Here is a 23,916-nt window from a genome sequence, read left to right on the forward strand (position 1 = left end):
TCAAGGCGCCTTTTTTTGTCGTCTTATTTCAAGTGTCTCAGTCGTTTTTCTTGAAAAAATATGATAATCACTGAGGGTTTTCTTTGCTTTAAGATGGAATAAAAAATAGTAATACCTGAAAAAGCTTCTAAAGCTTATCGCCGACGAAGGAACAGAATATTCCAGCATCTTGAAAAAGTTTGAACAACCGTAAGTAAAATCATTAACAAGCGTAGCGTCCAGTTCTCTCCATCTCTCCACGGGTTTAAAAACACCATGTTTGCGTACGTCGCTAAATGCACTGTTCGACTTTTGAGGGTTGAGCGCGCTTGCTACATCGTATTTCGATGGATCTGTGCCTAAAAATTCTGAAACTTGTTCAACATAATGGTAGGGATCATTTAGAAACTCTTCGTACTTGATTCGAAATATACTGCTATTATTGTGGTTAATACAATTTGCGTTGATGAGCTTCCAGTTAATTAGGGTATAATTTAACCTGTCGCTTTTGGCTCTAAAAGGAAAGGGCGGATTTACCCATCCAAGACGCTCCTGAGATATGCTGACATCACGTCCATCTCTTACCATCCAAATAAACTTTGCGTTTTTATACACCTTCAAAATGTCCTTAACATACCTCACATTAGCCGGTGTACTATCCACGATAAAGTGTTTATTGGCGTTGTTCGTCATAGTACTTAAAAAGCGAACAAGCAACTCAGGGTAGCTAGTACTTTTATTCAGGATATCAATAAATTGCTCTTTGCTTAGATTTGACCTTTCAAACTGCCGCGATTCAAACCAGTCACTCAAAAAAGTCAGCTTTTTTTCTTCGTTACCAAAAATATCACCATATCTTTTTCTGCAAACCGTTAAAATTAAAGTCTCGGCTCGGTATTCATAAAACGAAGAGTGAGATGAGAGCAATTTCGCCATCATAGTAGTACCTGAGCGTGCTGAGCCAACAACAAATACAGGTATAAAATCCTTGGATACTTTCATCCTTTTTACCTATTAGGTGCTATTAATCGAGACCGCATCGAGTAAATGATTAAAGGGCGGTCAGCAGTGATGTAACTAAAAATAGCACTAAATGGTTAGTAAATGAACAGGTAAGTGTTAATTATTAAGGGGTTGTCAATGGGAAGGCGTTAACAGAAGAAGGGGAGGCGAAACACTAGGTTTTAGCGAAATGCGCCTTTCACATTATGCTCTATACGTAAATACATGAACGGTTTTTCAATAACCAAGAATGATATGGTTGCTAAAATTAAAATACTAACGGTGCCTAACAACATCCCAAAAAGAAAATTATCGGAAAGCTTGAAACCTATCCCAAGGCCGATTGGATGATAGAGGTACATAGGGTAAGAAATCTTTGCCAGGTTCGTAATGAGTTTGCCATTTACTATGCTCAACCATTTCGCTTCTGATAGTTTCATAATACATAGCATTACAATTATAGCGAGACTGCCTTCAAACGCGAAGCCAATGGTGTAATGAAAGTCAGGCAAAGATTTAGATAGATTAAGTCCATAGCCAGCAGTGAACATTACTAATAACCAGCTCCAATTGGGTAATGAAAAAGAAGCATAAGGCTTTTTAGTTAGAAGGAATGCCGCAAGAGAGCCAATTAATAATGAGTCAATCCTCGTATCAAGCGCGTTATAAATCCAGGGTATCTTATTGTCAAAAGAGACAATTTCAGTATATATCAACATGCGCCAACCAATACTCAATGCGACAAAAGTGATCAATACAGTAACAGGTCTGGATGATTTAAATGCACCGATGAGTAGCAGGGGATAGACAAGATAAAACTGCTCCATCGTTGAGAGTGTCCACAGATGAGCAACCATACCTGAACCATGGCCATGTAGAGCGTTGAAGTAATTAACAGTATGTGTCGCAGCAAAGAAAAGTAGATTGTTTTCCCATGAGTCCCCTAGGATTACCGTGTCGAGAATAAAAGCTGCGATTATAAATGTGTAATAAGCAGGAGCGATTCTCAAAAATCGATTCCTCCAAAATCTGGGAGTATTTATCGATTTTTTTACATTAATCTCTTTAAGCAAAGAGTTAGTGATAAGAAAGCCTGATAGCGCTAAAAGAAAAGGGACACCTATACCCCGGAATGTTTCAAAGCCTGCATGGCTGAGAATAATAAAATAAACCGCCAATACTCTGACCAGGTCTAGCCCTGGGAGACGTTCCTTACTAACGCTAAACTGCTGGCTTTGATTCATATGCGGATATACTTTTTTATGAGGTTAGGGATGGTAAGAGTGGGAGATAACAAAGTGTAATAGACAAAAAGCAAGCCCGCCTAAAAAATCGGGCTCGCTAATCACTACATTTGCGCTTCAATCTCTTTTTTAGTATTCAAAAGTGCGCTTTGATTGGGCTTTACCTTTAACGCCTGCTGAATCCATCTGTGGGCTTCGTCCTGCTGACCTTCCTGATTCAGTAACCAGGCGAGATTATTCATTGCACGCCAGTTAGATTTGTCATCATTGGCAATTTGACGATATTGCTCAATAGATGCCTGAGGATTTGATTTTGCCAGCTCGTTAGCGTAAAGCTCGCGAGTATCTCCAGCGTTGTCGGTATTTTGTAAATGGGAATCGAGCAGGCTCAATGCTGCTTCATGTTGACCATCGGCTTTCAAAGCGCGGTAAAGCGTTTGAACAGTACTATTGTTCGGTGATGTTTCATAAGCCTGTCGAAGGCCATCGATTGCGTTACCGGCGTTTCCATTGGCTATTGCCACTTTACCCTGAATCAGGCGCGCAGCGGCTGTTTGGCGCTGAGCATCCGATAGCTTTTCAAGCGTGGCCTGGGCTTGTTGCGGTTGCTTTTTCGACAGATAGATGTCCGCTGTAAGCAATATTGCCCTATCACTCACATTAGAATCCTGCTCAATCAGCGGTTTAAGTGTACGAATGGCTGTATCGTGTGCGCCCTGCAGTGCTTGTGTGCGGCCCAGCATATAGTAAACCGCCGGCGTCGACATTTCGTTTTCAACCAGTTTATTCAGGCGGTATTCGGCTTTTTGATACTGATTTGATTGTAAAAATGCGCGTGCCAGCAAAAACTCTGCTTTTGGTTTGGTCTCCATCGGGAAGTTTGCATTTTTGCCGATATCGATAGCGCGGCGGGTATCTCCGGTCAGTACATAGGTATACATTTTGGTGTATTGGGACGCGTCGTCATTGCCAGTCATCTCAGATACCAGTTTTTTAACATTGGCCTCTGCGTTTTGGCTATTCTGTGCCGACAGGAAAGCTCCGCGAAGTGCAGGTTCATCGTTGGGAGAGTCAGACAAAATCGCCATAAATTGTGAAAAGGCTGCGTCGTATTGTTCCTGCTCCAGTGCGCGGGCTGCTTTATGATTACGCGCCGCACTGTTGCCGCTGTCTAGCTGCGCAATTTTGTCATAAATCGCATCCAGCGCATCATAGTTGCCCTGATATTTTTCAAACTCAGCAGCAATCAAATAATTCTCAATATTATCAGGCTCCTGCTCCTGCCATTGTTGTAATTGCGCACGAGCCGCTTCCTCGCCATCTTCATTGGCTGTCATGGTCAGGAGAATAAGCTTAGCCTGTTTGGTATTGCCTTCGGCTTCCTGAGACAGAATACGCTGTGATGACTGACGAACCATTTCCATGCCGGTTTCATCACCGGCAATCAACTTGAACAGACCCACTTCCTGGCGTTGCTGCTCTGTCTGAATATTCTCTGCGTCAACCTGAGAAAGGATTTGTTTAGCGCCGGAGGAAAACCCATCCTGGATCAGGCGCATGCCCGTAACAACGGAAAGCTCCGTGTTATCTTCAACCATCTCAGGACTGCGATTGAAAATTTCCAGTGCATCATTGCTGGCACCGGTTTGTAATTTGGCCGCGACATACATTTGTTTAGCAGGGTGATTTGCCGGAACCTGATTCACAATACGCTCAAGATTCGCGATGGCCTGCTCATAATTTTTTAGTTTGAAGTGAGACATGCCTGCCACATAGTGGGTGAGGGCAGAGCTCAACCCCGCATTCTGCGCCTTTTCAATACGGCGTGTAGCGGTTTCAAAGTCTTCCTCAGACATTGCAACTATTGCGGATAGTTGGTTCGCCAGAGCCTGATTGGGGTAACGTTTAAGTATTTCGTTTATGTAGGGTTTAGCTTCTTCAAACTGTTGCAGACGAATTAGTGATTCAGCAATATTAAAGTTCAGGCGTAAAAAGGCGGGTTTTTTCTCCAGAAGCTGGCGAAAGTTTTCCAGTGCCACTTCCGTTTTGCCCATGCCGTACTGGATCTCTGCGATTAGCGATTGCGTCACCCAGTCATCGGAACTTTTAGCTGCAGCACGTTGAAGAATTTCTTCGTTTGCTGTCTGCGTATTAACGACAAAGTGATCAACCAGCGTCAGCAGTGTAGCTTCACGTTGAGCCAGGTTTGCACTGTCAAGCTCAGCCAATATCGCCTGGGCTTCAGATTTGTCGCCCTGACGACCCAGCACCAGTGCTTCGATAATATCTACAAAATCAGAACGTTGAAAGTCGTCTCGTTGTCGTAGCTGTTCAATTGCCTGTAACGTCGCAGCGTTATCGGCATAAGCGTAAGTAGCACTAACGTAGTTGTCAGTTAATTTTACAGTCGATGCGCCCGCATCCATGGCGCGGTCGTAAGCACTCACCGCATTTTCCATGTCACCCATTTCAAAATAGGTTTGTGCTAAAAGCAAACGGGCTTCTGCACTATCAGGGGAATTTTGTACCGCTGATTTTAATGTCACCAACGCTTCCTGGTAGTTTTTGTTATTAAGTGCACTTTGTGCCTGCTCTAACTGTTTCCCAGTATCTTGTTCGGCGCAACCAGCCATGATTGCAAGTGGAAGGGCAGCGATAAGAAATTTCTTAGATAGTGTTTTTTTCATAGACTCGTCATTTTTTATAAGGCACCCGCTGTACTGTAAGCGGTTTATTAAAAAAGTTAAAGCATATACGTATGCAGCACTTTTTTGATCAGGCACAAAAAAGGCGACACACGGTCGCCTTTTAAAAGTTTTAGTAAGATGATTACTTAGCTTTACGACGGCTTGATGCGCCCAAACCTAGCAGGCCAAGGCCTAAAACAGCTAGTGTAGAAGGTTCTGGTACGAAGATCGCACTTACATCACCAGTAACTCGTTGTGTGCCTTCAAACGTGAATCTGTCAACGTCCCCATCAACATTTACGAACGTGAAAAAAGGCATTGGTGAAACAAAGAAGTTTTGACCATTTTCGTTCAATTCGAAGTCATAAAACATGAAATCAAACAGACCACCAAATGAGAAGAAGTTAACGATGTTTCTGCCGATGCTTTCACTACCACCAAGTAGTAAATCGTCTGAAGTATTGATGCGGCTGAAATCTCCTTCTAGCGCTCTTGTATCGCGGTTAGGGTCAATATATAGCTGGAATGAACCTTGGTCAGCTGACAGGGCACCAAAGGCACCATCTTCTGTAGGATCGGCCAGACCACCCTGGGCTGAAAATGTCGCGTACAAGCTATAGTTGGAGCCAATTTGAGAGCCTGATAAAAGGTCATCGCCACCTTCGTTTGCAAAAAGCTGATTTAAAGATGCAAAAGCAGTTGCTGTGAAGTTACCTTCAGCATCAAAAGAAATGATTTCTTTATAGCCGCCATTTATTTTATCAGCAGTAATGACTTCGCCACCGTAAGGGGTTTCATCAATTTTGAAATCAAGATAAGCAGCTTGACCAGAGAATGATGCTGCGATACCCGCAGTTAGCGCTAAGGTTTTTACCAGGTTTTTAATTTTCATTGTTACTTCCATCAGTGTATTCCAATTACAAAACTACGAATTTCATCTGCCTCGACGTAGCAGGTATGGTGCCAATTTTATAAGTGACTGATAGTTAAAGCTAATATTGAAATATTTAATAATAAAGTATTAGTCTTTGTAAAATAACCCGACAGTATTGCTTTTATTTTTAGAACACAAAAAAAGCGACCATATGGTCGCTTTTTCAGATACTGGTAAACTATTATTTAGCTTTACGACGGCTTGTTGCGCCAAGACCCAACAGGCCAAGACCAAGAACAGCCAGTGTTGAAGGTTCTGGAACTGCAAATACTGCACTCACGTCACCCGTCAAGCGTTGTTCACCTTCCAGAGGGAAAGTATCGAAATCGCCGTCAACGTTAACCATCATGTAGAAAGGCATTGGCGATACAAAGTATGAATCACCCGCTTCTGTCATTTGGAAATCTTCAAACATGAAATCAAACACGCCACCGAAGCCGTATAACAGACCAACATTGTCACCAATGGTCAGGCTTTCACCCAACAGCATATCATCAGCAGTACCAGACAGGCTCAGGTCAGCATCTGCTGCAGTGGTATCACGATTTGGATCGATATACAGTTGAAATGAACCTTGATCAGCAGACAGTGAAGAGATTGAGCCGTTGATGCCTGGCGTGGTCACCGTACCTGATGCATTAAAAGTTGCATAAAGGCTGTAGTTCGCGCCAATCATTGATGCAGCACCCAGGTTGTCACCACCTTCGTTGGCGAAAAGCTGGTTCATGTTAGCAAACGCTGATGCAGTAAAGTTACCGTTACCATCAAAATCGATGATTTCTTTGTAACCGCCGTTTAATTTATCAGCTTTGATTACTTCACCACCATATGGAGTTTCATCGATCTCGAAATCCAGGAAGTCAGCGTGAGAAGAAAAAGAAGCTACGATACCCGTAGTTAACGCTAAAGATTTTACCAAGTTTTTAATTTTCATAACCATCTCCATATTCCAAATAAGTGGTTGAGTAGTCCACGGACAAGAGAATTGCAGTTATGATGCCAGATCGTTATCTGCATGATTTAAATCAGAAATGGTGTATAAAGGAAACTGCAAATAGAGAGAGGTGTAAATAAAGCTGACAGTTTCCTGGTTAATTTTCATGCAACAAAAAAGGCGACCTAAAGGTCGCCTTTTTCAAATTTGGTGTAAACCGATATTAAGATTTACGACGGCTAGTTGCGCCAAGACCTAACAGGCCAAGACCAAGAACAGCCAGTGTAGAAGGTTCTGGTACGAATACCGCACTTACATCACCTGTTACACGTTGTTGACCTTCCAGAGGGAAAGTATCAAAGTCACCATCTACGTTAACGTACATGTAGAATGGAGTAGGTGATACAAAGTATGAATCGCCTTCTGCAGTCAGTTCAAAGTCACTGAACATGAAATCGAACACACCGCCGAATCCATACAGTAGACCTACGTTACGGCCAATGTTCACGCTCTCACCTAACATCATGTCATCTGCAGTGTTAGACAGGCTCAGGTCAGCATCAGCAGCTGTAGTGTCACGATTTGGATCGATGAACAGCTGGAATGAACCCTGGTCAGCAGACAGTGAAGAAATTGAACCGTCAACGCCCGGAGTCATTACTGAACCAGATGCAGAGAATGTTGCATACAGGCTATAGTTAGAACCGATCATTGAAGCAGCGCCAAGGTTGTCACCACCTTCGTTGCTGAACAGTTGGTTCATGTTTGCAAACGCTGTAGCAGTGAAGTTGCCGTTACCATCAAAATCGATGATTTCTTTATAACCGCCATTCAGCTTATCAGCAGTGATTACTTCACCACCGTAAGGAGTTTCGTCAACCTGGAAGTCCAGGAAGTCAGCGTGGCTTGAGAAAGAAGCCGCGATACCAGCAGTTAGTGCCAATGATTTTACTAAAGTTTTAATTTTCATGTTTCCAATCTCCATATTCCAATTTAAAAGTGGCTGAGTAATCCACGCTAGAAGTAATGCACTTGTGATGCCAACTTTGCAAATTATTGATTTTTAAGGAGATTGTTGTTTTTCGCCATCTCATAAAAAAGGATGTGTAAAAGTTATTGACAGAAAATCACTCATTATTTGTTACTATTTTTGCCGCAATCTTAAATTTAAGCCGCTGAATCGGGCCGCGGTTTCCTTTCGGGCACCAGGTGCGGGTAAGTTTATTGCGGTAAGCATCGAAGTGTAGGCCATAAGGGGCACATAATACCTCGCCCCGGTTAAGCAATATTTTAAGGGCATAAGTTTCTGCCATACCAGCACACAGGTTTACCGCCATTCCCGTAGAAGGGCCCCGCCGTTCTTTAAAACTAACCGCGGTTTCATCCACCAGATAATTTCGCTGCAGCATGGCCGGAGAAAGGCCAATCAGAAACTGAATAAGCTGGCTTTCCGTGTCCTGCTTATCCTCAAAGCGAAAATATTCCTCAAAGGTCATCTTGCCGGGCATAAAGCAGAGCAGGGCACAGCCCATCCCCAAGGGAGCGGCCGTGACCACCGGAATATTTTTATCATAACATTTCTGGAAAACCAGCTTGCGGGCATCCAATGCAAAAAAATCGAGGCTATCTATATATAGGTCGACATCGTTAAGAAAGTCATCCACGTTGTCGGCATTCACGCCGTCGCCAAAATCGCGAATGTCCATTTCCGGGTTAATATCTTTAAGCATGTCATGCATGACATGCATTTTGTTTTTTCCCACCGTAGACATAAACGCGCCAGCCTGACGATTGAAGTTATGGACATCGTATTCATCAAAGTCCGATAAGTTCACGTTGCCAATACCCAAACGCGCCAAAGTGAGGGCATGCATACTGCCCACACCACCGCATCCGGCAATCGCGACTCGTTTCTGGCGTAACTGTGACTGTTCCTGTTGAGTAACCCAGCCGATATTTCTGGAAAATGCGGTATCGTAATCAAACACTGCTAAATCTCTCTTACTATTCGCGTTAATGCCAAGATAAGTATGTTGCTGACACAAAAGAAGGCGAGTGTTTTAAACACTGATGTCAGCATGATAGTGCTTACTTTTTATTATTGATGCATACTATTATACACACGGGCAATTTAAAATGCGGTCCGGCAAAAGGATTTAACAATAAAGGGTGGTAAAGATGGTCGCAGGGAAATTTGCAGTGGTTTTATTGCTGATGGGCCTCTGTCATTCAGCACTGGCTGCAACGCTTGCTGATACGGTTAAACAGATTAAGCCATCGGTAGTGGGTGTAGGGCTTGTTGCGCCACTGGCCACAGTAAGTCACCAGTTAAAGGGAACCGGTTTTGTCATTGGCAACGGTAAGTACGTGGTCACCAATACGCATGTTATCGATATGCAGGTACCTGACGATGTAAAATATCAGCGCACCGTGTTTGCCGGGCATGGAAAAAAAGGCCAGATTTTACCGGTTGAAAACATTTTCAGGGATGAAGAGCATGATCTGGCGATCCTCGAAATTCCCACCGCGTTACCTGCACTACCACTTTATAATGAGGCCGAGCCTGTTAGCGATGGTACCGATATTGCCGTAACAGGGTTTCCCATTGGCGGGGTGCTAGGCCTATATCCGGCTACCCATAAAGGCATCGTCGCCGCATACACACCCAATATCATCGCGGCGAAAAACACCTCACAGATATCTGAACAATTCCTGCAACGTTTGCGTAATCCTTTTATGGTATATCAGCTGGACGTTGTTGCTTATCCCGGCAACAGTGGTAGCCCGGTGTATCGCGCCGACACAAAAGACGTGTTCGCTGTAGTAAATAAAGTATTTGTAAAAGAAACCAAAGAGTCGGCAATTATCCGTCCCAGTGGAATTACTTATGCTATACCGGCCAGCTACATTATTGCGCTGGCTCGCAAGCATAACATTCCGTTGCAGTAGAGCTTGCCCGTAGGCAAGATAGTCGTTTCCTTGCAAAATAAAATGTGCAAACATCATTAAAAAATGAGCGTTGTAAGTGTATGTCAGTAGAATTTAATAAAATCGCCGTTATCGGTCTGGGCTATGTAGGTTTACCTTTGGCTGTAGCATTCGGGCGATATCGCACCACCGTTGGCTTTGATATCAACTCTCAGCGGGTAAAAGAACTTCAGGAAAATAAAGATCACACGCTGGAAGTGACCGAAGAAGAATTAAAGGCTGCTTCTTCTCTTAGCTTCACTGATGACAAGTCTGCGCTGTCCGGGTGTGATGTGATTATTGTTACGGTTCCTACGCCCATCGATAGCAATAAACAACCTGATATGACGCCACTGCACAAAGCCAGTGAAATGATTGGCGAGGTCATTACAGCCAACACGGTTGTTATTTATGAATCAACGGTATATCCGGGCGCAACAGAAGAATACTGTATTCCGATTATCGAAAAGAAATCCGGGCTTACTTTTAACAAGGACTTCTTCGCCGGTTATAGCCCGGAGCGCATCAACCCGGGTGACAAACAACATCGCCTGGAATCCATCGTAAAAGTCACCTCAGGCAGCACGCCGGAGATTGCCGATAAAGTTGACGCCCTGTATCGCGAAATTATCACCGCGGGGACTCACCGCGCCTCCTCAATCAAAGTCGCTGAGGCGGCAAAAGTGATTGAAAACACACAGCGCGATTTGAATATCGCCCTGATAAACGAACTGGCAATGATTTTTGCCAGAGCGGGTATTGATACGGAAGAAGTTTTGGAAGCGGCAGGCAGTAAGTGGAACTTTTTGCCATTTCGCCCTGGCCTGGTTGGCGGACACTGTATTGGTGTCGACCCTTACTACCTTACTCATAAGGCAGAGGAGCTGGGCCACCATCCGGATGTGATACTGGCAGGACGCCGCATCAATGACAAGATGGGAGAGTATGTCGTTTCCCGTCTGGTTAAAACCATGCTTAAAAAGCAAATAATGGTAAATGGCGGAAATGTGTTGCTTCTGGGTATCACCTTTAAAGAAAACTGTCCGGATATCCGTAACACTAAAGTCGTTGATATCGCAACAGAATTGCGTGAATACAACGTTAATCTGGACATCTACGACCCATGGGCAGACCCGGAAGAGGTTTTGCATGAGTACGGCCTGGAGCTGACTGACTCACCCGAAAAAGGCAAATATGATGCTATCATCGGTGCGGTGGCGCATAACCAGTTCAAAGCCTGGTCAGCGGAAGAATTGCGTAGTTTCTGTAAAGACGAAAGCGTGATTTTTGATTTAAAATATATGTTTGATAAAACAGGCGTTGATATACGCTTATAAGGAACGCTTAAAATGAAAGTGCTTGTTACCGGAGCGGCGGGGTTCATAGGTTCACACGTATCCATGTACCTGCTTGAGCGGGGCGATGAGGTCGTCGGTTTGGATAATCTTAATGATTATTACGATCCCACATTAAAAGATGCGCGTCTTGAACGCATTAATGCGCTACCCAGTGCCGATAACTTCCGTTTTGTAAAGATGTCGGTTGAAGATCGTGAAGGCATGGAAGCGCTCTTTGCCAAAGAGAAGTTTGATAAAGTTGTTCATCTGGCTGCACAAGCCGGCGTTCGGTATTCTATCGAAAATCCGCATGCCTATATCGATTCCAATATTGTCGGCTTCATGAACATTCTTGAAGGTTGCCGCCATAACGAAATCAAGCATCTGGTCTATGCATCTTCCAGTTCAGTCTATGGGGCGAACGAGAGTATGCCGTTTGCGGTGGAAGATAATGTCGATCACCCAATGTCGCTGTACGCTGCCAGTAAAAAAGCCAATGAACTGATGGCGCATACATACAGCAATCTGTATAACCTGCCGACTACGGGTTTACGCTTTTTCACGGTATATGGCCCTTGGGGCCGCCCGGATATGGCGCTGTTCCTGTTTACCAAGGCAATATTGGAAGATGAGCCTATAAAGGTATTTAACCACGGTAATCATCGCCGTGACTTTACCTATATCGACGATATTGTAGAAGGCATTATCGCTACTCTGGATAACACTGCACAGGTTGATCCGCAGTGGACAGGTGAAAAGCCAAATCCAGGTTCCAGCAAGGTGCCGTGGAAAGTGTATAACATTGGTGCACAAACACCAGTACACCTGCTAACGTATATCGAGACGCTGGAAAATGCGCTGGGTAAGAAGGCTGAGAAAGAGTTACTGCCACTACAACCGGGCGATGTACCGGATACCTTTGCTGATGTTGAAGCGCTGGTAAAAGATACTGGTTACAGACCTACTACCACCATTGAAACAGGTGTAAATAACTTTGTAGAGTGGTATCGGGACTATTACAAAGTCTGATATTTAGCTGATTAATACATGCGATAAAAAGGGGCGTGAAATACGCCCCTTTTTTTTATTTCTATAAGAAAAGCAGATTACACAAGCTGTCTTTTTGTGATGACAGCGTTTCGTTTTGGCTCAAAAAATAAAAGGCTGTTTTATAAGGAATAAAATGTGTCAGGCTTTTTAACAGCGTGCATCTCTTACGTCAGTATGCGTGGCGTTGCAGTGCCTTCGCGTTAGGCGCAACCTCGTTGCGATAGAATGTTTCGACCTCTGGAAGCTGTTCACGAATACTGCCACGAATGGTATTGAGCATTGATTTGAAGCCAGGCTTCAAATTATCCATCAAGAGCTCTTTATTGATGTAATACGGGGCACGCTTACCGTGATAATCGATAACAGGTCCGATTTGCTCAAACCGGATACCGACAAAACTCATACTGCGGGCTAATCTTGGCTCCATCATGACAAAGGCATGGCGGATATCACCCTCAATGGCTGTCGCAGCCGCGGCAAAATACAATCCGATAGCGATGAATGGGAAGCAGCGTAATTCTGTTTCGGAATAGGCGGATTGGTTAATAACACCCGTCGCTGCGCCCGCAAATCGGTCCATCTGACGCCGCCTGAACTGCGCGGGTACTGCAAGTCTGGAGATTTCACACACTTCTTTACGGTCAAAGTTCTGCGGGTTGAGATCGTGCCGGGTAATAGAGGATAAGCAATATTTCTCAATGGGCAGCAACTCATGGTCCTGCAACGGACGAACGGTGCGAACGGTACCGGCAAGACTACCGCTATTTAAATGCCGGATAAGACAATGGCGGGAGAATTGATCAAACTCATCAACTTCCAGCCCGTCAGGCGCGACAGGCTCAAATTTCAGTTCTTCACAATACACATTGTGCCGAATCTGAAACGCAGCATTACGCATTTCGTGATCTCTGGCCATGATAGGCGTCAGATAGGTGCCAAAGTGAGAAGAAATATAATTAGCTTCACGAAGCTGCTTATAGCCCTTAATCAGTTTGCCTAATTTAGTGCCGTTAACTTTACGGGAAAGGCTTCCCATGAATGCTGGTCTGTTGGCCATAATGCTACTACTTCTCATCTCACGCCATATCTACCGGATGGCAGACTAGTACGTACTATATGGAGCTTGTCGATAAGTGTTGCATCAGTTTGCACATTTTCCAAGCAGAATTTGATTTATTATCTTCGCTACAAGTATAGCTGATAATACCTTAAAGATTTGTCGGTGAATTTTACTCAAAAGCGCGAGACAATTAGAAAGCCGCCAGGTTAAGGCGGCTTTTTCAAACTTACATCACCTGTAGTTTGGACATACTTAATACATCAGGCTTGGGCCAGCTTCGCCTTCATTTCACGACGACGCTGATGCAACAGTGGTTCGGTGTAGCCACTTGGCTGGCGCGTGCCCTCAAAAATAAGGTCGCAGGCAGCCTGGTAACCGATGGAGTTATGCAGGTCTGGGGTCATCGGAATATAAGCATCATCACCGGCATTTTGTTCATCAACCAGTGCAGCCATTCGCGCCAGTGTGTCCTCGACCTGCGTTTTAGAGACGACCCCATGTTCCAGCCAATTCGCAATGTGTTGAGACGATATTCTTAATGTGGCGCGATCCTCCATCAAGCCGACATTATCAATATCCGGCACTTTGGAGCAGCCAATGCCCTGATGAACCCAGCGCACCACATAACCAAGAATACCCTGCACATTGTTGTCCAGCTCGCGTTGAATTTGCGAGTCGGATAATGTGCAATCTTGCGCCATTAAAGGAATTGTTAAAATATCTGACAGTCCATCAAACGAACTGTTTTGCAAGGATTTTTGGACGTCGAACACATCCACCTGATGATAATGTAAAGCATGCAGAGTGGCCGCAGTGGGTGAGGGAACCCAGGCTGTGGATGCGCCCGCTTGAGGATGGCCGATTTTTGCTTTCATCATCGCTGCCATATTATCCGGTATGGGCCACATACCTTTACCAATCTGCGCTTTGCCCGCCAGACCGCACTCAAGACCGGTGACCACATTGGCTTTCTCATACGCTCCAATCCAGGGTCGTTCTTTCAATTCCGCTTTAGGCGCAAAGGCGCCGGCCAGCATTGAGGTATGAATTTCATCACCGGTTCGATCCAAAAAGCCGGTATTGATAAATACTACCCGGTGCTGTGCTCTGGCGATACACGCCTTGAGGTTAACGCTGGTGCGACGCTCCTCATCCATGATACCCATTTTCAATGTATTTTCAGTCAGGCCCAGGGCCTGTTCGACACGTCTGAATAAGGTATCAGAAAATGCCACTTCATCCGGCCCGTGCATTTTAGGTTTGACGATGTAAATACTGCCTTTCCTTGAATTACGGTATTCGCCATTTTCTTTTAAATCATGAATGCCGATTAGCGCGGTAACCATGGCATCCATCAACCCTTCAAATACCGGCTCGCCGTCCACCAGAATGGCATCATTTTGCATTAAGTGACCGACGTTACGTACAAACATCAGGCTTCTGCCAGGCAGCGTAAACGATGAGTTGTCTCCGGCGCGAAGATATCGTCTGTCCTGATTTAATCTCCGTACGGATGACTGCCCGTTTTTCGACACCTCGACAGACAGTGTGCCTTTCATCAGGCCCAGCCAGTTTTTGTAAACCACAGTTTTATCTTCAGCGTCAACCGCTGCTACCGAATCTTCACAATCCATGATGGTGCTTAACGCCGCCTCCATCAGAATATCGCTGACGCCAGCCTTATCGGTTTTGCCAACCGGATGGTCTCTGTCAATCTGGAGTTCGAAATGCAGTTGGTTATGAATGAAGAGCAATGCCTCGGGTGTCTGGGCACTCCCGCGGTACCCTGCCAGTAATTGGGGCGTTTTAAGCTCTGTTTCACTGCCGTCAGAAAATTTAACAGTCAGCTTATCGCCCTTTATCCAGTAGCTTATTGCATCGTGGTGTGAGCCCGTCTGAAGGGGAATAACCGTATCCAGCCACGCTTTTGCCTTTTGAACGACAGCGGCGCCACGCGTTTCGTTGTATGAACTGCCCGGCGCCAGTTCGCCGTCCTGTTCAATCACATCGGTACCGTAAAATGCATCATACAGGCTGCCCCAACGCGCATTGGCAGCATTTAATGCGTAGCGTGCATTATTGATAGGCACTACCAGCTGGGGACCAGCCATGGTTGCAACTTCATCATCCACTCGATCAACAGTAACGGTCACTTCCTGCGGCGGATTCACCAGGTAGCCAATATCTCGTAAAAAAGCCTGGTATGACTCGTCGCTGACAGACTTACCCGCACGATGATAGTCATCTATTTGTTGTTGCAGTGATTCACGCTTTCCCAGCAATGCAATATTTTGCGCAGTTAAGTCGGTCAGAATCGATTCAAAAGATTGCCAGAAATGAGCGGGCTGAATACCGGTGCCCGGTAACGCCTGTTCGTTAATAAACGTGTGTAGGGTAGAGGCGATATGAAGGCGGCCCTTAGCGACGTAGCTCTGATTAGTGTTATCAGCCATTTTTCTCTCCTTAGTTTTTATACCAGTGTAGAGGGCCTGCCACCTTATTTTTAATTTATGATTTGTATCTTTGTCATAAATTAGCTGAATGTCTCGCCTTCATTCATTCGCTGGGCAACATCGCCAATAAGGCGACGTAACCAGATATGTCCGGCATCGTGATGTAACAGCGCGCTCCAGGCCATCTTCAGCGCGATGGGGGGGATATCAAACGGCGGCGCTTTGAGCACAACAGTGGGATCGTCACTAAACAACCTGGCCGCTTTAGTTGGGAGCGTGGCGATTAAATGCTGCGTTTTGGCGATTTGCAGTGCCGCGTGATAATGGCGGGTAAATACTCTGATATCCCGGTGCTTACCCAGCTTCACTAATTCCGCATCTACCCAGCCCAGTTTCTGAACCTCGTTGGGATCGATGCCCACACCCACACCAAAACCCGTTTTACTCACCCAGACATGGCGGGCATTCAGATACCCCTGCAAATCCCAGTTATCAACTAACGGGTGCTGTGCACTCATGACACAGCTGAAAGTGTCATACCAGATAACTTTCTGATGGAAAGATAAAGGCAGTTCCTCAAAGCGGTTTATCGCCATATCCACCTTACCCTGTTCAACATCGTGAAACGTCACATCGGAAGGAGTAATAAGATCCAGCGTAATATTGGGCGCCTGCACGGCCAGTTCGTTTAACAGCCCCAGTAGCAGGGTACTTTCGGCGTAGTCACTGGTCATGATCCTGAATGTGCGCCGACTGGTGGCAGGCTCAAAATCGGTCTCCGGCTGAATCGAGCTTTCCAGTCTGCTCAGAACATCCCTTATGACTGGCTGCAGTTCCAGCGCGCGCTTTGTTGGCGTCATGCCATCACTGGTTCTGACCAGGAGCGGATCTTTAAATAAATCGCGTAAGCGCTTTAGACCATTGCTCATCGCCGGCTGGGTGATGCTAAGCTGATTAGCGGCTTTAGTCACTGAGCCTTCCCGCAACAGCACATCCAGATAAACCAGAAGATTCAAATCCACTTTGGCTATATTCATTCTTTTAATGCCCTGTGACAAAAAACGTAATGAATGATTATAAAGGCAAGCTGCACAGAAGTCAGATAGTCATTTAGTCTTATGCTTGGAAATAGCATAAGCAAATAAAAAAGGCTCCCGAAGGAGCCAGTGTTGGGAAGGGGAGGGCGTGGCGCCCTGTTAAAAGGATTTACACATCAAACTGATTCATGGTGTTATCTTTGCCTGACGCTTTGAGCGCGGCTTCACCAGAAAAATACTCTTTATGGGTATCACCCAAATCCGAGCCTGCCATCGCCTGATGCTTAACGCACGCCAGGCCTTCGCGAATTTCTTTACGCTGTACGCCGCGAACATAAGCCAGCATACCTTCTTCACCAAAGTAACCCTTGGCCAGATTGTCGGTAGACAATGCTGTGGTATGGTAGGTAGGCAATGTGATCAGGTGGTGGAATATACCCGCCTCACGTGCCGCATCTCGCTGGAAGCTCTGAATTTTCTGGTCTGCTTCAGCAGCCAGTTCTGAATCATCATATTCAGATGACATCAGGCTGTCACGCTGATAAGCCGATAAGTCTTTGCCTTCTGACTTCCACTGGTCGAAAATTTGCTGACGGAAGTTCAGTGTCCAGTTAAAGGAAGGTGAGTTGTTGTAAACCAGCTTTGCATCAGGTACGACATCACGAATCTGGTTAACCATATCGGCAATCTGTCCAACATGAGGTTTTTCAGTTTCAATCCACAGTAAGTCGGCACCGTTTTGCAATGAGGTAATACAGTCAAGTACTACTCGATCTACGCCTGTATCGGGCTTGAATTTAAATAAGCCATTAGGCAGGCGGACCGGTTTGACCAGTTTGCCGTCCTGTTTAATAACCAGATCACCCTCATTCAGGTCGCCAGCGTCATTTACCTCGGTCGTATCAAGGTATGCATTATATTGAGAGGCAAGATCACCGGGCTGTTGTGATACCGGAATTTTCTGGGTCAGGCCAGCACCCAGTGAATCTGTACGTGCAACAATAACACCGTCGTCCACACCTAATTCAAGGAAGGCATAGCGAACCGCATTGATTTTAGCCAGAAAATCTTCATGAGGAACCGTTACTTTACCATCCTGATGGCCACACTGCTTGGCATCTGATACCTGGTTCTCTATCTGGATGCAGCACGCCCCTGCTTCAATCATTTTCTTGGCCAGCAGGTATGTTGCTTCCTCGTTACCGAATCCGGCGTCTATGTCCGCAATAATGGGCACAACATGTGATTCAAAATTATCAATCTGTGACTGGATGGCAGATGTGTCCTGCCCACTGTCTTTCGCTGCATCAAGCTGTTTAAATAGTTTACCCAGCTCCTGTGCATCGGCCTGACGTAAAAAGGTATAAAGTTCCTCAATCAAAGCAGGTACGGAAGTTTTTTCGTGCATAGACTGGTCTGGCAGCGGGCCGAACTCTGAACGAAGTGCTGCTACCATCCAGCCAGACAGGTAAAGATAACGTTTGTTAGTATTGCCGTAGTGCTTTTTAATGGAGAGCATTTTCTGCTGGCCCACGAAGCCGTGCCAGCAACCCAGTGACTGTGTGTACTGCGCGCTGTCAGCATCGTAATCGGCCATATCCTGACGCATAATTGCTGCCGTATAGCGAGCGATGTCCAAACCCGTTTTGAAACGATTTTGTGCTTTCATTCTGGCTGCATATTCAGGGCTGATGCTATCCCACTTACCTTGTTGGGTAGATTTCAACGTTGCGATCGCGTCGATGTCTTGTTGATATTGCGACATGCTCGTTCTCCATTATGTTATCTGTTTTGTTCTTGCTGGCCGATGTAGGGCAACAAATTTTGTAAGGTCCATTTCATCCTAGGGTGAATTTTAAGATAACGTAAATATATAATTTGCATTATCGCCATTCATGGTGTGAATTGTATGGTGGGGTAGCTTATGACTTTTTGACGGGCTTGGGGGCGAGGGTAGACCATAGTGGTTGACCGCCAATAAAGCTATTGCGCAATAACAAGTCTTGGCGTTAACTGTGTAAAGCAGACGCCAGGCTGGCGAACAGTGAAAGACGGATTTGCCAGAAATATTACGGGGCAAGTGAGACTTGGTTTTGATTATTTAGCTAAAGCAAACTTTCTGATCATCATCACGCAGATGAATAGTAGGGTGCAGATACGCAGCATTATTACTGACCTTCGTTTTATTGCCCAAACCTCAACGACCACCTATTGCAATAAGACTGAAACCTTTTTGCTGTAAAAAGCACAATGCCGCTATGAGGTGCACGTGCAAGCTGACGAATTTTCTCGTGAGTAAAAAGTGATGAATATAACAACATCAGGAGATCGCATGTTGCTTAGCCGGCAGAGTTTAATCGTTTAAAATGCGTCAGTTGTGGAATACCTTTTGTGACTGAACAGAGGCTGATTTACACTCTACATTATCTTTTGTTACGGAATTCTCAAATACGGAACGCGAGCATGCTTAAAAAAGTATCCATTTTATCGCTGATAAGCGCCGCTGTGTTGTCTGGTTGTATGTCGTCAGCGAACCCCGCTAATGATGCTAAGCACACCATGCAGCAAGCAGATACACCAAAAAATGTTATTATGGTTGTTGCTGACGGGATGGGCCCGGCCTATACAACAGCATATCGCAACTATATGGATGACCCGACAACCGACGTCGTCGAAACGGTCGTTTTTGACGATATTCTTACCGGTAATGCCTCTACCTATCCGCATCATATGTCCGGTTATGTGACTGATTCAGCTGCCTCTGCCACAGCATTGGCCAGTGGCGAGAAATCTTACAACGGTGCAATCGGCGTTGATCATAACAAGGTTAACGTAGAGTCAGTACTTCAGCTTGCGAAAAAGCAAGGGATGCGAACTGGCGTGGCGGTTACTTCACAAATTAACCACGCGACGCCTGCATCCTATATAGCGCACAATGAGAGTCGCAAGAATTATGATGCGCTTGCCGACAGTTTTTTCGATGATCGTATCAACGGCGAGATAACGGCGGATGTTATGCTCGGTGGTGGTACCCAGTATTTTGAAAGAGACGATCGCGACCTGGTTGCCGAATTTATTGATGCTGATTATCAGTATGTTGATACCTACAATAAGCTGGCAACATTACCGGCCGGCTCTGACGTTCTGGGATTATTTGCACCTGTAGGTTTACCTCCTGCACTGGATGATACCCGAGAGCATCGTCTGTCGTATCTGACCGAACATGCAATAAAACACCTGGAAAACCCGGAAGGATTTTTTCTTCTTGTGGAAGCCAGCCAGGTGGATTGGGCGGGTCATGCAAATGACATCGGCTCAGCCATGGCGGAGATGGATGATTTGGCTGCAACCATCAGCTACCTGAAAGACTACGTCAAAGACCATCCTGATACGCTGGTGGTTTTAACCGCGGACCACAGCACTGGCGGCCTGACCATAGGCGCGAATGGCGATTACCGCTGGTCTCCTGAATTTTTAAAAGACATGAAGTCATCTGTGCATACTATTGCGCAAAATATGCCGGATATGGACCAGCCACTGGCATATATCAGTCAGCAACTCGGCTTTGCCTTTACAGAAGAAGACCATACGATTCTCAATAAGGTGCTTGAGCATGAGGATGTGGTTCAACGTGAGGCAGGCCTGAAAAAGTTTTTAGATATGAAAAGCAACACAGGATGGACAACCTCTGGTCATACCGGAGTAGATGTTGAAGTCTTTTCATTTGGCGCAGGCAGCCACGCATTTGTTGGCCAAATGGACAATACGGATATCGCAAAACGGATGAAAGCGTTTGTAAGTGGTAAGGCGCGACAGCTTTCCACCAGTGATGAACCTGTTGTGGTGCCATCCGATGATACCTGTAATTTTGAAAAAGATTTTCATTGTGAATAACAGGTACCGATAAACAAAAAAAGGAGACATATATGTCTCCTTTTTTTGTTTCCGTAATAGTGTTTAAGTGCGTAACGGCGGTTAACGTTTTTAACCCCTTATGAATCTTGCTAAGAGCGGGCAGGGTGCTAAAGTAAAGATTTACTGATGGTTCAAAAAGTTATCCAGATCTTCGCCGGTAATTTTTCCAATCTGACTGAACAGGTACCACAGGGCGGTCACCAGTAGAATCATGCTGGGGATCACAATAACCGGGTAACTGAGCGCCGTCATCCGTCCCAATTCTTCTGTGTACGCGGTGGTACCAGGTTCGCTCACCAGGATAACTTTGGCCAGAATATAATTCAGCGCAGAAGAAACAAAGAAAGACGCCGCCACGATGTAAGAACTGTTGGCGACTTTACGACGAAACTCACGCTCTTTTCCTTTGCGCGCCAGCGCGTCATTTAATGCATTCCAGTTGATGATCTGGTCGTTGAGGATCAGCATTTTTACCAGCGGTTTCTTGGTGTATTGGGTAATCAGTACTGCTATACCGATAAGTGCAGGAATGGCAGCCTCTTTGATAGCGATATACTCAGCTGGTAATTTCAACAAACTGATACCGCCGGTAAGCAGGACACTGATGATGCCCAGAATAGAAAAACCGTTAACTTTTCCTGATTGTTTCAAATCCCAGAAACCATAACCCACGGGAAAAATCAGCGCAGCAACAATGCTCCAGGCTGGCCCGAGCAAATCATCCGAGCTGGTGTAGCTCATAATCACAACGGGGATGACAATGTTGAATGCCAGGTTACCGAAAAAGCCCTGGTTCTGTTTCTGGTTACTTTGATTGGTGGAGGTCATGAATACTTCACTTCACTTATCTTAACTGCATTATAAGAAATTGGTCGTCACTGCCAACGTCTGTTAAAGAGAATTTGTGTATCAGTTTGTGAAGGTACTGAATTTCTTCAACTTAAAGTTAGCAGTGATAAGACACGACTCACACGGTGCTGGTTGCACCCCAGCGCCAGGCGGCAAGCAAACCGGCTGCAAAGCCGAACAGATGATATTCATAAGAAACAAATTCACGACCGGGCAGCACACCTAAGATCAATCCGCCATAGAGGATTGCCACCAGTACGGAGATAATCATATAGGGGATCTTTTTGGTCTTAAAACCAGCCCATAGTAAGAACCCGAAATAGCCATACACAATACCACTTGCGCCCAGATGCACAGCCGAGCGACCAAATAACCAGACACCCAGCCCGGCGACAAGAAAGACGGTCAGCGTCACTTTGATAAAGGTCTTGTTTCCCCACTGTAGCGTTAACCATATGAACAACAGTAAAGGTAGTAAGTTGGCGATCAGGTGGGCAGGGGTTTGGTGGACCCACGGTGCTGTAATGATATTCAACAGTGATGGCAGATAGCGGGGCATAATCCCCAGGCTATTTAAACTGTTAAGAGTAATTAGATTGATAATCTCAATCAGTATTAGTGCGGCACCGATTATAGCAATCAGGCGAAATTGTGAACGTAATCTGGGTAATTGGCTCATAAAATTATATGCGGTAAATACCGCGACAAATCCTGTGTAACTAAAGACGAATCCTCTCGGACTGAAATACCAGCAGGTAAATTATCTACCAACCAGCTTCCTATTAACGTGTAGTTACGGTCAAAGCGGGGAAGTGGATGAAAAGCCTGAATAATAAACCCTTCCTCACCATATGGACCATCAGATAAGGTACGTTCATTCTCTCCGTTAATAAGCGAAATATTGGCGCCTTCACGGGAAAACAGCGGCTTTTTAACCCATTCACGCCCCTGAAGAGATGGATGAGCATCTGCATAATACGATTCCAGCAGGTTGGGGTGATGAGGGAACATTTCCCACAACAGCGGTAAAATTGCTTTGTTTGAGATCACCGCTTTCCAGGCGGGCTCGATCCAGCTGACATCCGCATTAATCAGTGCCTCTCCATAGGGATCGGCCAGCATGAATTCCCATGGATAGAGCTTGAAACAATCCGTGATTGGCGCATCATCCAAGTCGGTGAATACGCCAGTGTCGGCCAGTCCGATATCTTCGATATACACAAAATCTGCTGCAAGACCCGCTTCGCTGGCGCAGTCCTGAAGATATTGCACTGTGCCGCGATCTTCATCGGTGTCTTTACAGCAGGCAAAATGCATTTGTTGAATATGCTTTTGTCGGGCGATATCGGCGAACCGAAAAATCAGCTTTTCCTGTAGTGAGTTGAATTGATCAGACTGACGGGGGAGTTGCCCGTTATTGACGTTTTGCTCAAGCCATAACCACTGCCAGAAGCCAGATTCGTACAATGAAGTTGGCGTATCGGCATTGTTTTCCAACAGCTTGGCTGGCCCTGTGCCATCGTAGACCAAATCAAGTCGTGAATACAAAGACGGTTCACGTTGATGAAAAGAGGTATGCACTAAATCCCAGTATGCCCGTGGAATGGCAAAGCGGGTCAAAAGCGCTTCGCTGTTGACCACTCGTTCGGTAGCCGCCAGACACATCTGATGCAATTCGGCGGTGGGATCTTCTATATCGTTTTCAATTTGTTGCAAAGAAAACTGGTAGTAAGCCGTTTCATCCCAGTACGGCTGGCCATACATTGTGTGAAAATGAAAACCGTATTCTTTGGCCTGCTGTTGCCAGTCAGGCCTGGGCGTAATCGGTCGGCGGAACAATTGCGTTAACCGCCCCAGCCGCCGGAACGAGACCGGCTGCTACCCCACGATGACTTCGCTCTGACTGAACTGCCGAAACCGCCCCGGCTTATAGTGCGCGACACGGTTGGCTTGGGTTTGAAAGTGGACGATTTGACCCGGTATTTGCGTTTTCGGATATCCCCGTCAAAAATGTAACCGTCAGATGTTACCCAGCGTGAACGAAACGGTGAGTAAGGCGAATACGAGGTAAATAACGGCTGAGAGTAATAGGATCGTGGTGACATCAGCTGACTGACCATGAAACCAGCCATGAAAGGCATGAAGAAACTGCCATTGTCGGTGGCAATCTGCCGGCACTGGTTTGGCCCGAACTCATATTCACAATCCGCAACGGATGAAAATTTTGGGCTGGTGCGGGCCGCCTCATCTATGGCCTGTTGATAAGCCGCCTGACATTCGTCCGCCGCATCCGGATTGTCGCTGGTACAATCGTCCACCGATGTATAAATATCAGCGGGTTGCCGGTTGTCACTACAAGCACTGAGAAACATACCCGCGACACCTACTGCCAATGGTTTGACTGCCAGTGACTTGCGCATGCGGGTGAGATTTATGTGTTTGGTGCGTTTTTGCGTAGCCATAATTTC

General features: G+C 45.7%; 20 protein-coding genes. 5 read left to right on the plus strand and 15 right to left on the minus strand.

Annotated elements, in window-relative coordinates:
- The 7 genes from HHX48_RS12930 to HHX48_RS12960 form a co-directional block, all read right to left on the minus strand.
- Nucleotides 1–981, minus strand: coding sequence for a sulfotransferase family protein (locus tag HHX48_RS12930; RefSeq protein ID WP_191025763.1), 981 nt, complete (start codon nt 979–981; stop codon nt 1–3).
- 182 nt (nt 982–1,163) lie between these two features.
- A complete protein-coding gene (locus tag HHX48_RS12935; RefSeq protein WP_191025765.1) occupies nt 1,164–2,225 on the minus strand; it encodes an acyltransferase family protein in 1,062 nt (353 codons plus the stop codon).
- 104 nt (nt 2,226–2,329) lie between these two features.
- Complete coding sequence (gene prsT, locus HHX48_RS12940) at nt 2,330–4,912, minus strand: XrtA/PEP-CTERM system TPR-repeat protein PrsT (protein ID WP_191025767.1); 2,583 nt, start codon at nt 4,910–4,912, stop codon at nt 2,330–2,332.
- A 142-nt stretch (nt 4,913–5,054) separates the two neighbouring features.
- Nucleotides 5,055–5,804 carry a flocculation-associated PEP-CTERM protein PepA gene (gene pepA / locus HHX48_RS12945; protein ID WP_191025769.1) on the minus strand — a complete coding sequence of 250 codons (750 nt, stop codon included), beginning with the start codon at nt 5,802–5,804 and terminating at the stop codon, nt 5,055–5,057.
- Nucleotides 5,805–6,027: 223 nt separating this feature from the next.
- Nucleotides 6,028–6,780, minus strand: a complete 753-nt coding sequence (gene pepA / locus HHX48_RS12950; RefSeq protein ID WP_191025771.1) for a flocculation-associated PEP-CTERM protein PepA — start codon at nt 6,778–6,780, stop codon at nt 6,028–6,030.
- Between the two features lie 223 nt (nt 6,781–7,003).
- The gene (gene pepA, locus HHX48_RS12955; protein WP_191025773.1) at nt 7,004–7,750 is read right to left on the minus strand and encodes a flocculation-associated PEP-CTERM protein PepA; all 747 of its coding nucleotides are present in this window, start codon (nt 7,748–7,750) and stop codon (nt 7,004–7,006) included.
- A 157-nt stretch (nt 7,751–7,907) separates the two neighbouring features.
- The gene (locus tag HHX48_RS12960; protein ID WP_191025775.1) at nt 7,908–8,768 is read right to left on the minus strand and encodes a ThiF family adenylyltransferase; all 861 of its coding nucleotides are present in this window, start codon (nt 8,766–8,768) and stop codon (nt 7,908–7,910) included.
- A 190-nt stretch (nt 8,769–8,958) separates the two neighbouring features.
- Between HHX48_RS12960 and HHX48_RS12965 the strand changes: the two genes are divergently transcribed.
- From HHX48_RS12965 to HHX48_RS12975, 3 genes are all read left to right on the plus strand, one after another.
- Nucleotides 8,959–9,729 (plus strand): S1 family peptidase, encoded by a 771-nt coding sequence (locus HHX48_RS12965; RefSeq protein ID WP_191025777.1) that lies wholly within the window; start codon nt 8,959–8,961, stop codon nt 9,727–9,729.
- Between the two features lie 80 nt (nt 9,730–9,809).
- A complete protein-coding gene (gene tviB, locus HHX48_RS12970) occupies nt 9,810–11,084 on the plus strand; it encodes a Vi polysaccharide biosynthesis UDP-N-acetylglucosamine C-6 dehydrogenase TviB (protein WP_191025779.1) in 1,275 nt (424 codons plus the stop codon).
- A 12-nt stretch (nt 11,085–11,096) separates the two neighbouring features.
- Entirely contained in the window at nt 11,097–12,113 is a 1,017-nt protein-coding gene (locus HHX48_RS12975; protein ID WP_191025781.1) for an NAD-dependent epimerase, read from the plus strand.
- Between the two features lie 190 nt (nt 12,114–12,303).
- On the opposite strand, the gene HHX48_RS12980 is transcribed toward HHX48_RS12975, so the two are convergent.
- The 4 genes from HHX48_RS12980 to HHX48_RS12995 all read right to left on the minus strand — a co-directional run bounded on the left by HHX48_RS12980 (nt 12,304) and on the right by HHX48_RS12995 (nt 18,449).
- A complete protein-coding gene (locus HHX48_RS12980; protein WP_223858351.1) occupies nt 12,304–13,191 on the minus strand; it encodes a PEP-CTERM/exosortase system-associated acyltransferase in 888 nt (295 codons plus the stop codon).
- A 263-nt stretch (nt 13,192–13,454) separates the two neighbouring features.
- On the minus strand, nt 13,455–15,647 hold the full coding sequence (locus HHX48_RS12985; protein WP_191025783.1) for a malate synthase G: 2,193 nt from the start codon (nt 15,645–15,647) through the stop codon (nt 13,455–13,457).
- A gap of 80 nt (nt 15,648–15,727) precedes the next feature.
- Nucleotides 15,728–16,684: a LysR family transcriptional regulator gene (locus HHX48_RS12990; RefSeq protein WP_191025785.1), complete on the minus strand. Its 957-nt coding sequence runs from the start codon at nt 16,682–16,684 to the stop codon at nt 15,728–15,730.
- A gap of 169 nt (nt 16,685–16,853) precedes the next feature.
- Entirely contained in the window at nt 16,854–18,449 is a 1,596-nt protein-coding gene (locus HHX48_RS12995; protein ID WP_191025787.1) for an isocitrate lyase, read from the minus strand.
- Between the two features lie 279 nt (nt 18,450–18,728).
- Between HHX48_RS12995 and HHX48_RS13000 the strand changes: the two genes are divergently transcribed.
- Nucleotides 18,729–18,926 carry a hypothetical protein gene (locus HHX48_RS13000; protein ID WP_191025788.1) on the plus strand — a complete coding sequence of 66 codons (198 nt, stop codon included), beginning with the start codon at nt 18,729–18,731 and terminating at the stop codon, nt 18,924–18,926.
- A gap of 221 nt (nt 18,927–19,147) precedes the next feature.
- On the plus strand, nt 19,148–20,578 hold the full coding sequence (locus tag HHX48_RS13005; RefSeq protein WP_191025790.1) for an alkaline phosphatase: 1,431 nt from the start codon (nt 19,148–19,150) through the stop codon (nt 20,576–20,578).
- Between the two features lie 141 nt (nt 20,579–20,719).
- Here HHX48_RS13005 and HHX48_RS13010 read toward each other — a convergent pair whose 3' ends face one another.
- From HHX48_RS13010 to HHX48_RS13025, 4 genes are all read right to left on the minus strand, one after another.
- Nucleotides 20,720–21,427, minus strand: coding sequence for a VC0807 family protein (locus HHX48_RS13010; protein ID WP_191025792.1), 708 nt, complete (start codon nt 21,425–21,427; stop codon nt 20,720–20,722).
- Between the two features lie 139 nt (nt 21,428–21,566).
- The gene (locus HHX48_RS13015; RefSeq protein WP_191025794.1) at nt 21,567–22,127 is read right to left on the minus strand and encodes a rhomboid family intramembrane serine protease; all 561 of its coding nucleotides are present in this window, start codon (nt 22,125–22,127) and stop codon (nt 21,567–21,569) included.
- Nucleotides 22,124–23,287: a glutathionylspermidine synthase family protein gene (locus tag HHX48_RS13020; RefSeq protein ID WP_191025796.1), complete on the minus strand. Its 1,164-nt coding sequence runs from the start codon at nt 23,285–23,287 to the stop codon at nt 22,124–22,126. The genes HHX48_RS13015 and HHX48_RS13020 overlap by 4 nt, the downstream gene beginning before the upstream one ends.
- A gap of 5 nt (nt 23,288–23,292) precedes the next feature.
- Entirely contained in the window at nt 23,293–23,910 is a 618-nt protein-coding gene (locus HHX48_RS13025; protein WP_191025798.1) for a DUF1190 family protein, read from the minus strand.
- Nucleotides 23,911–23,916 lie beyond the last annotated feature (6 nt).

Source organism: Salinimonas profundi (assembly GCF_014750655.1).
In the GTDB taxonomy this organism is placed as follows: Bacteria; Pseudomonadota; Gammaproteobacteria; order Enterobacterales; family Alteromonadaceae; genus Alteromonas; species Alteromonas profundi_A.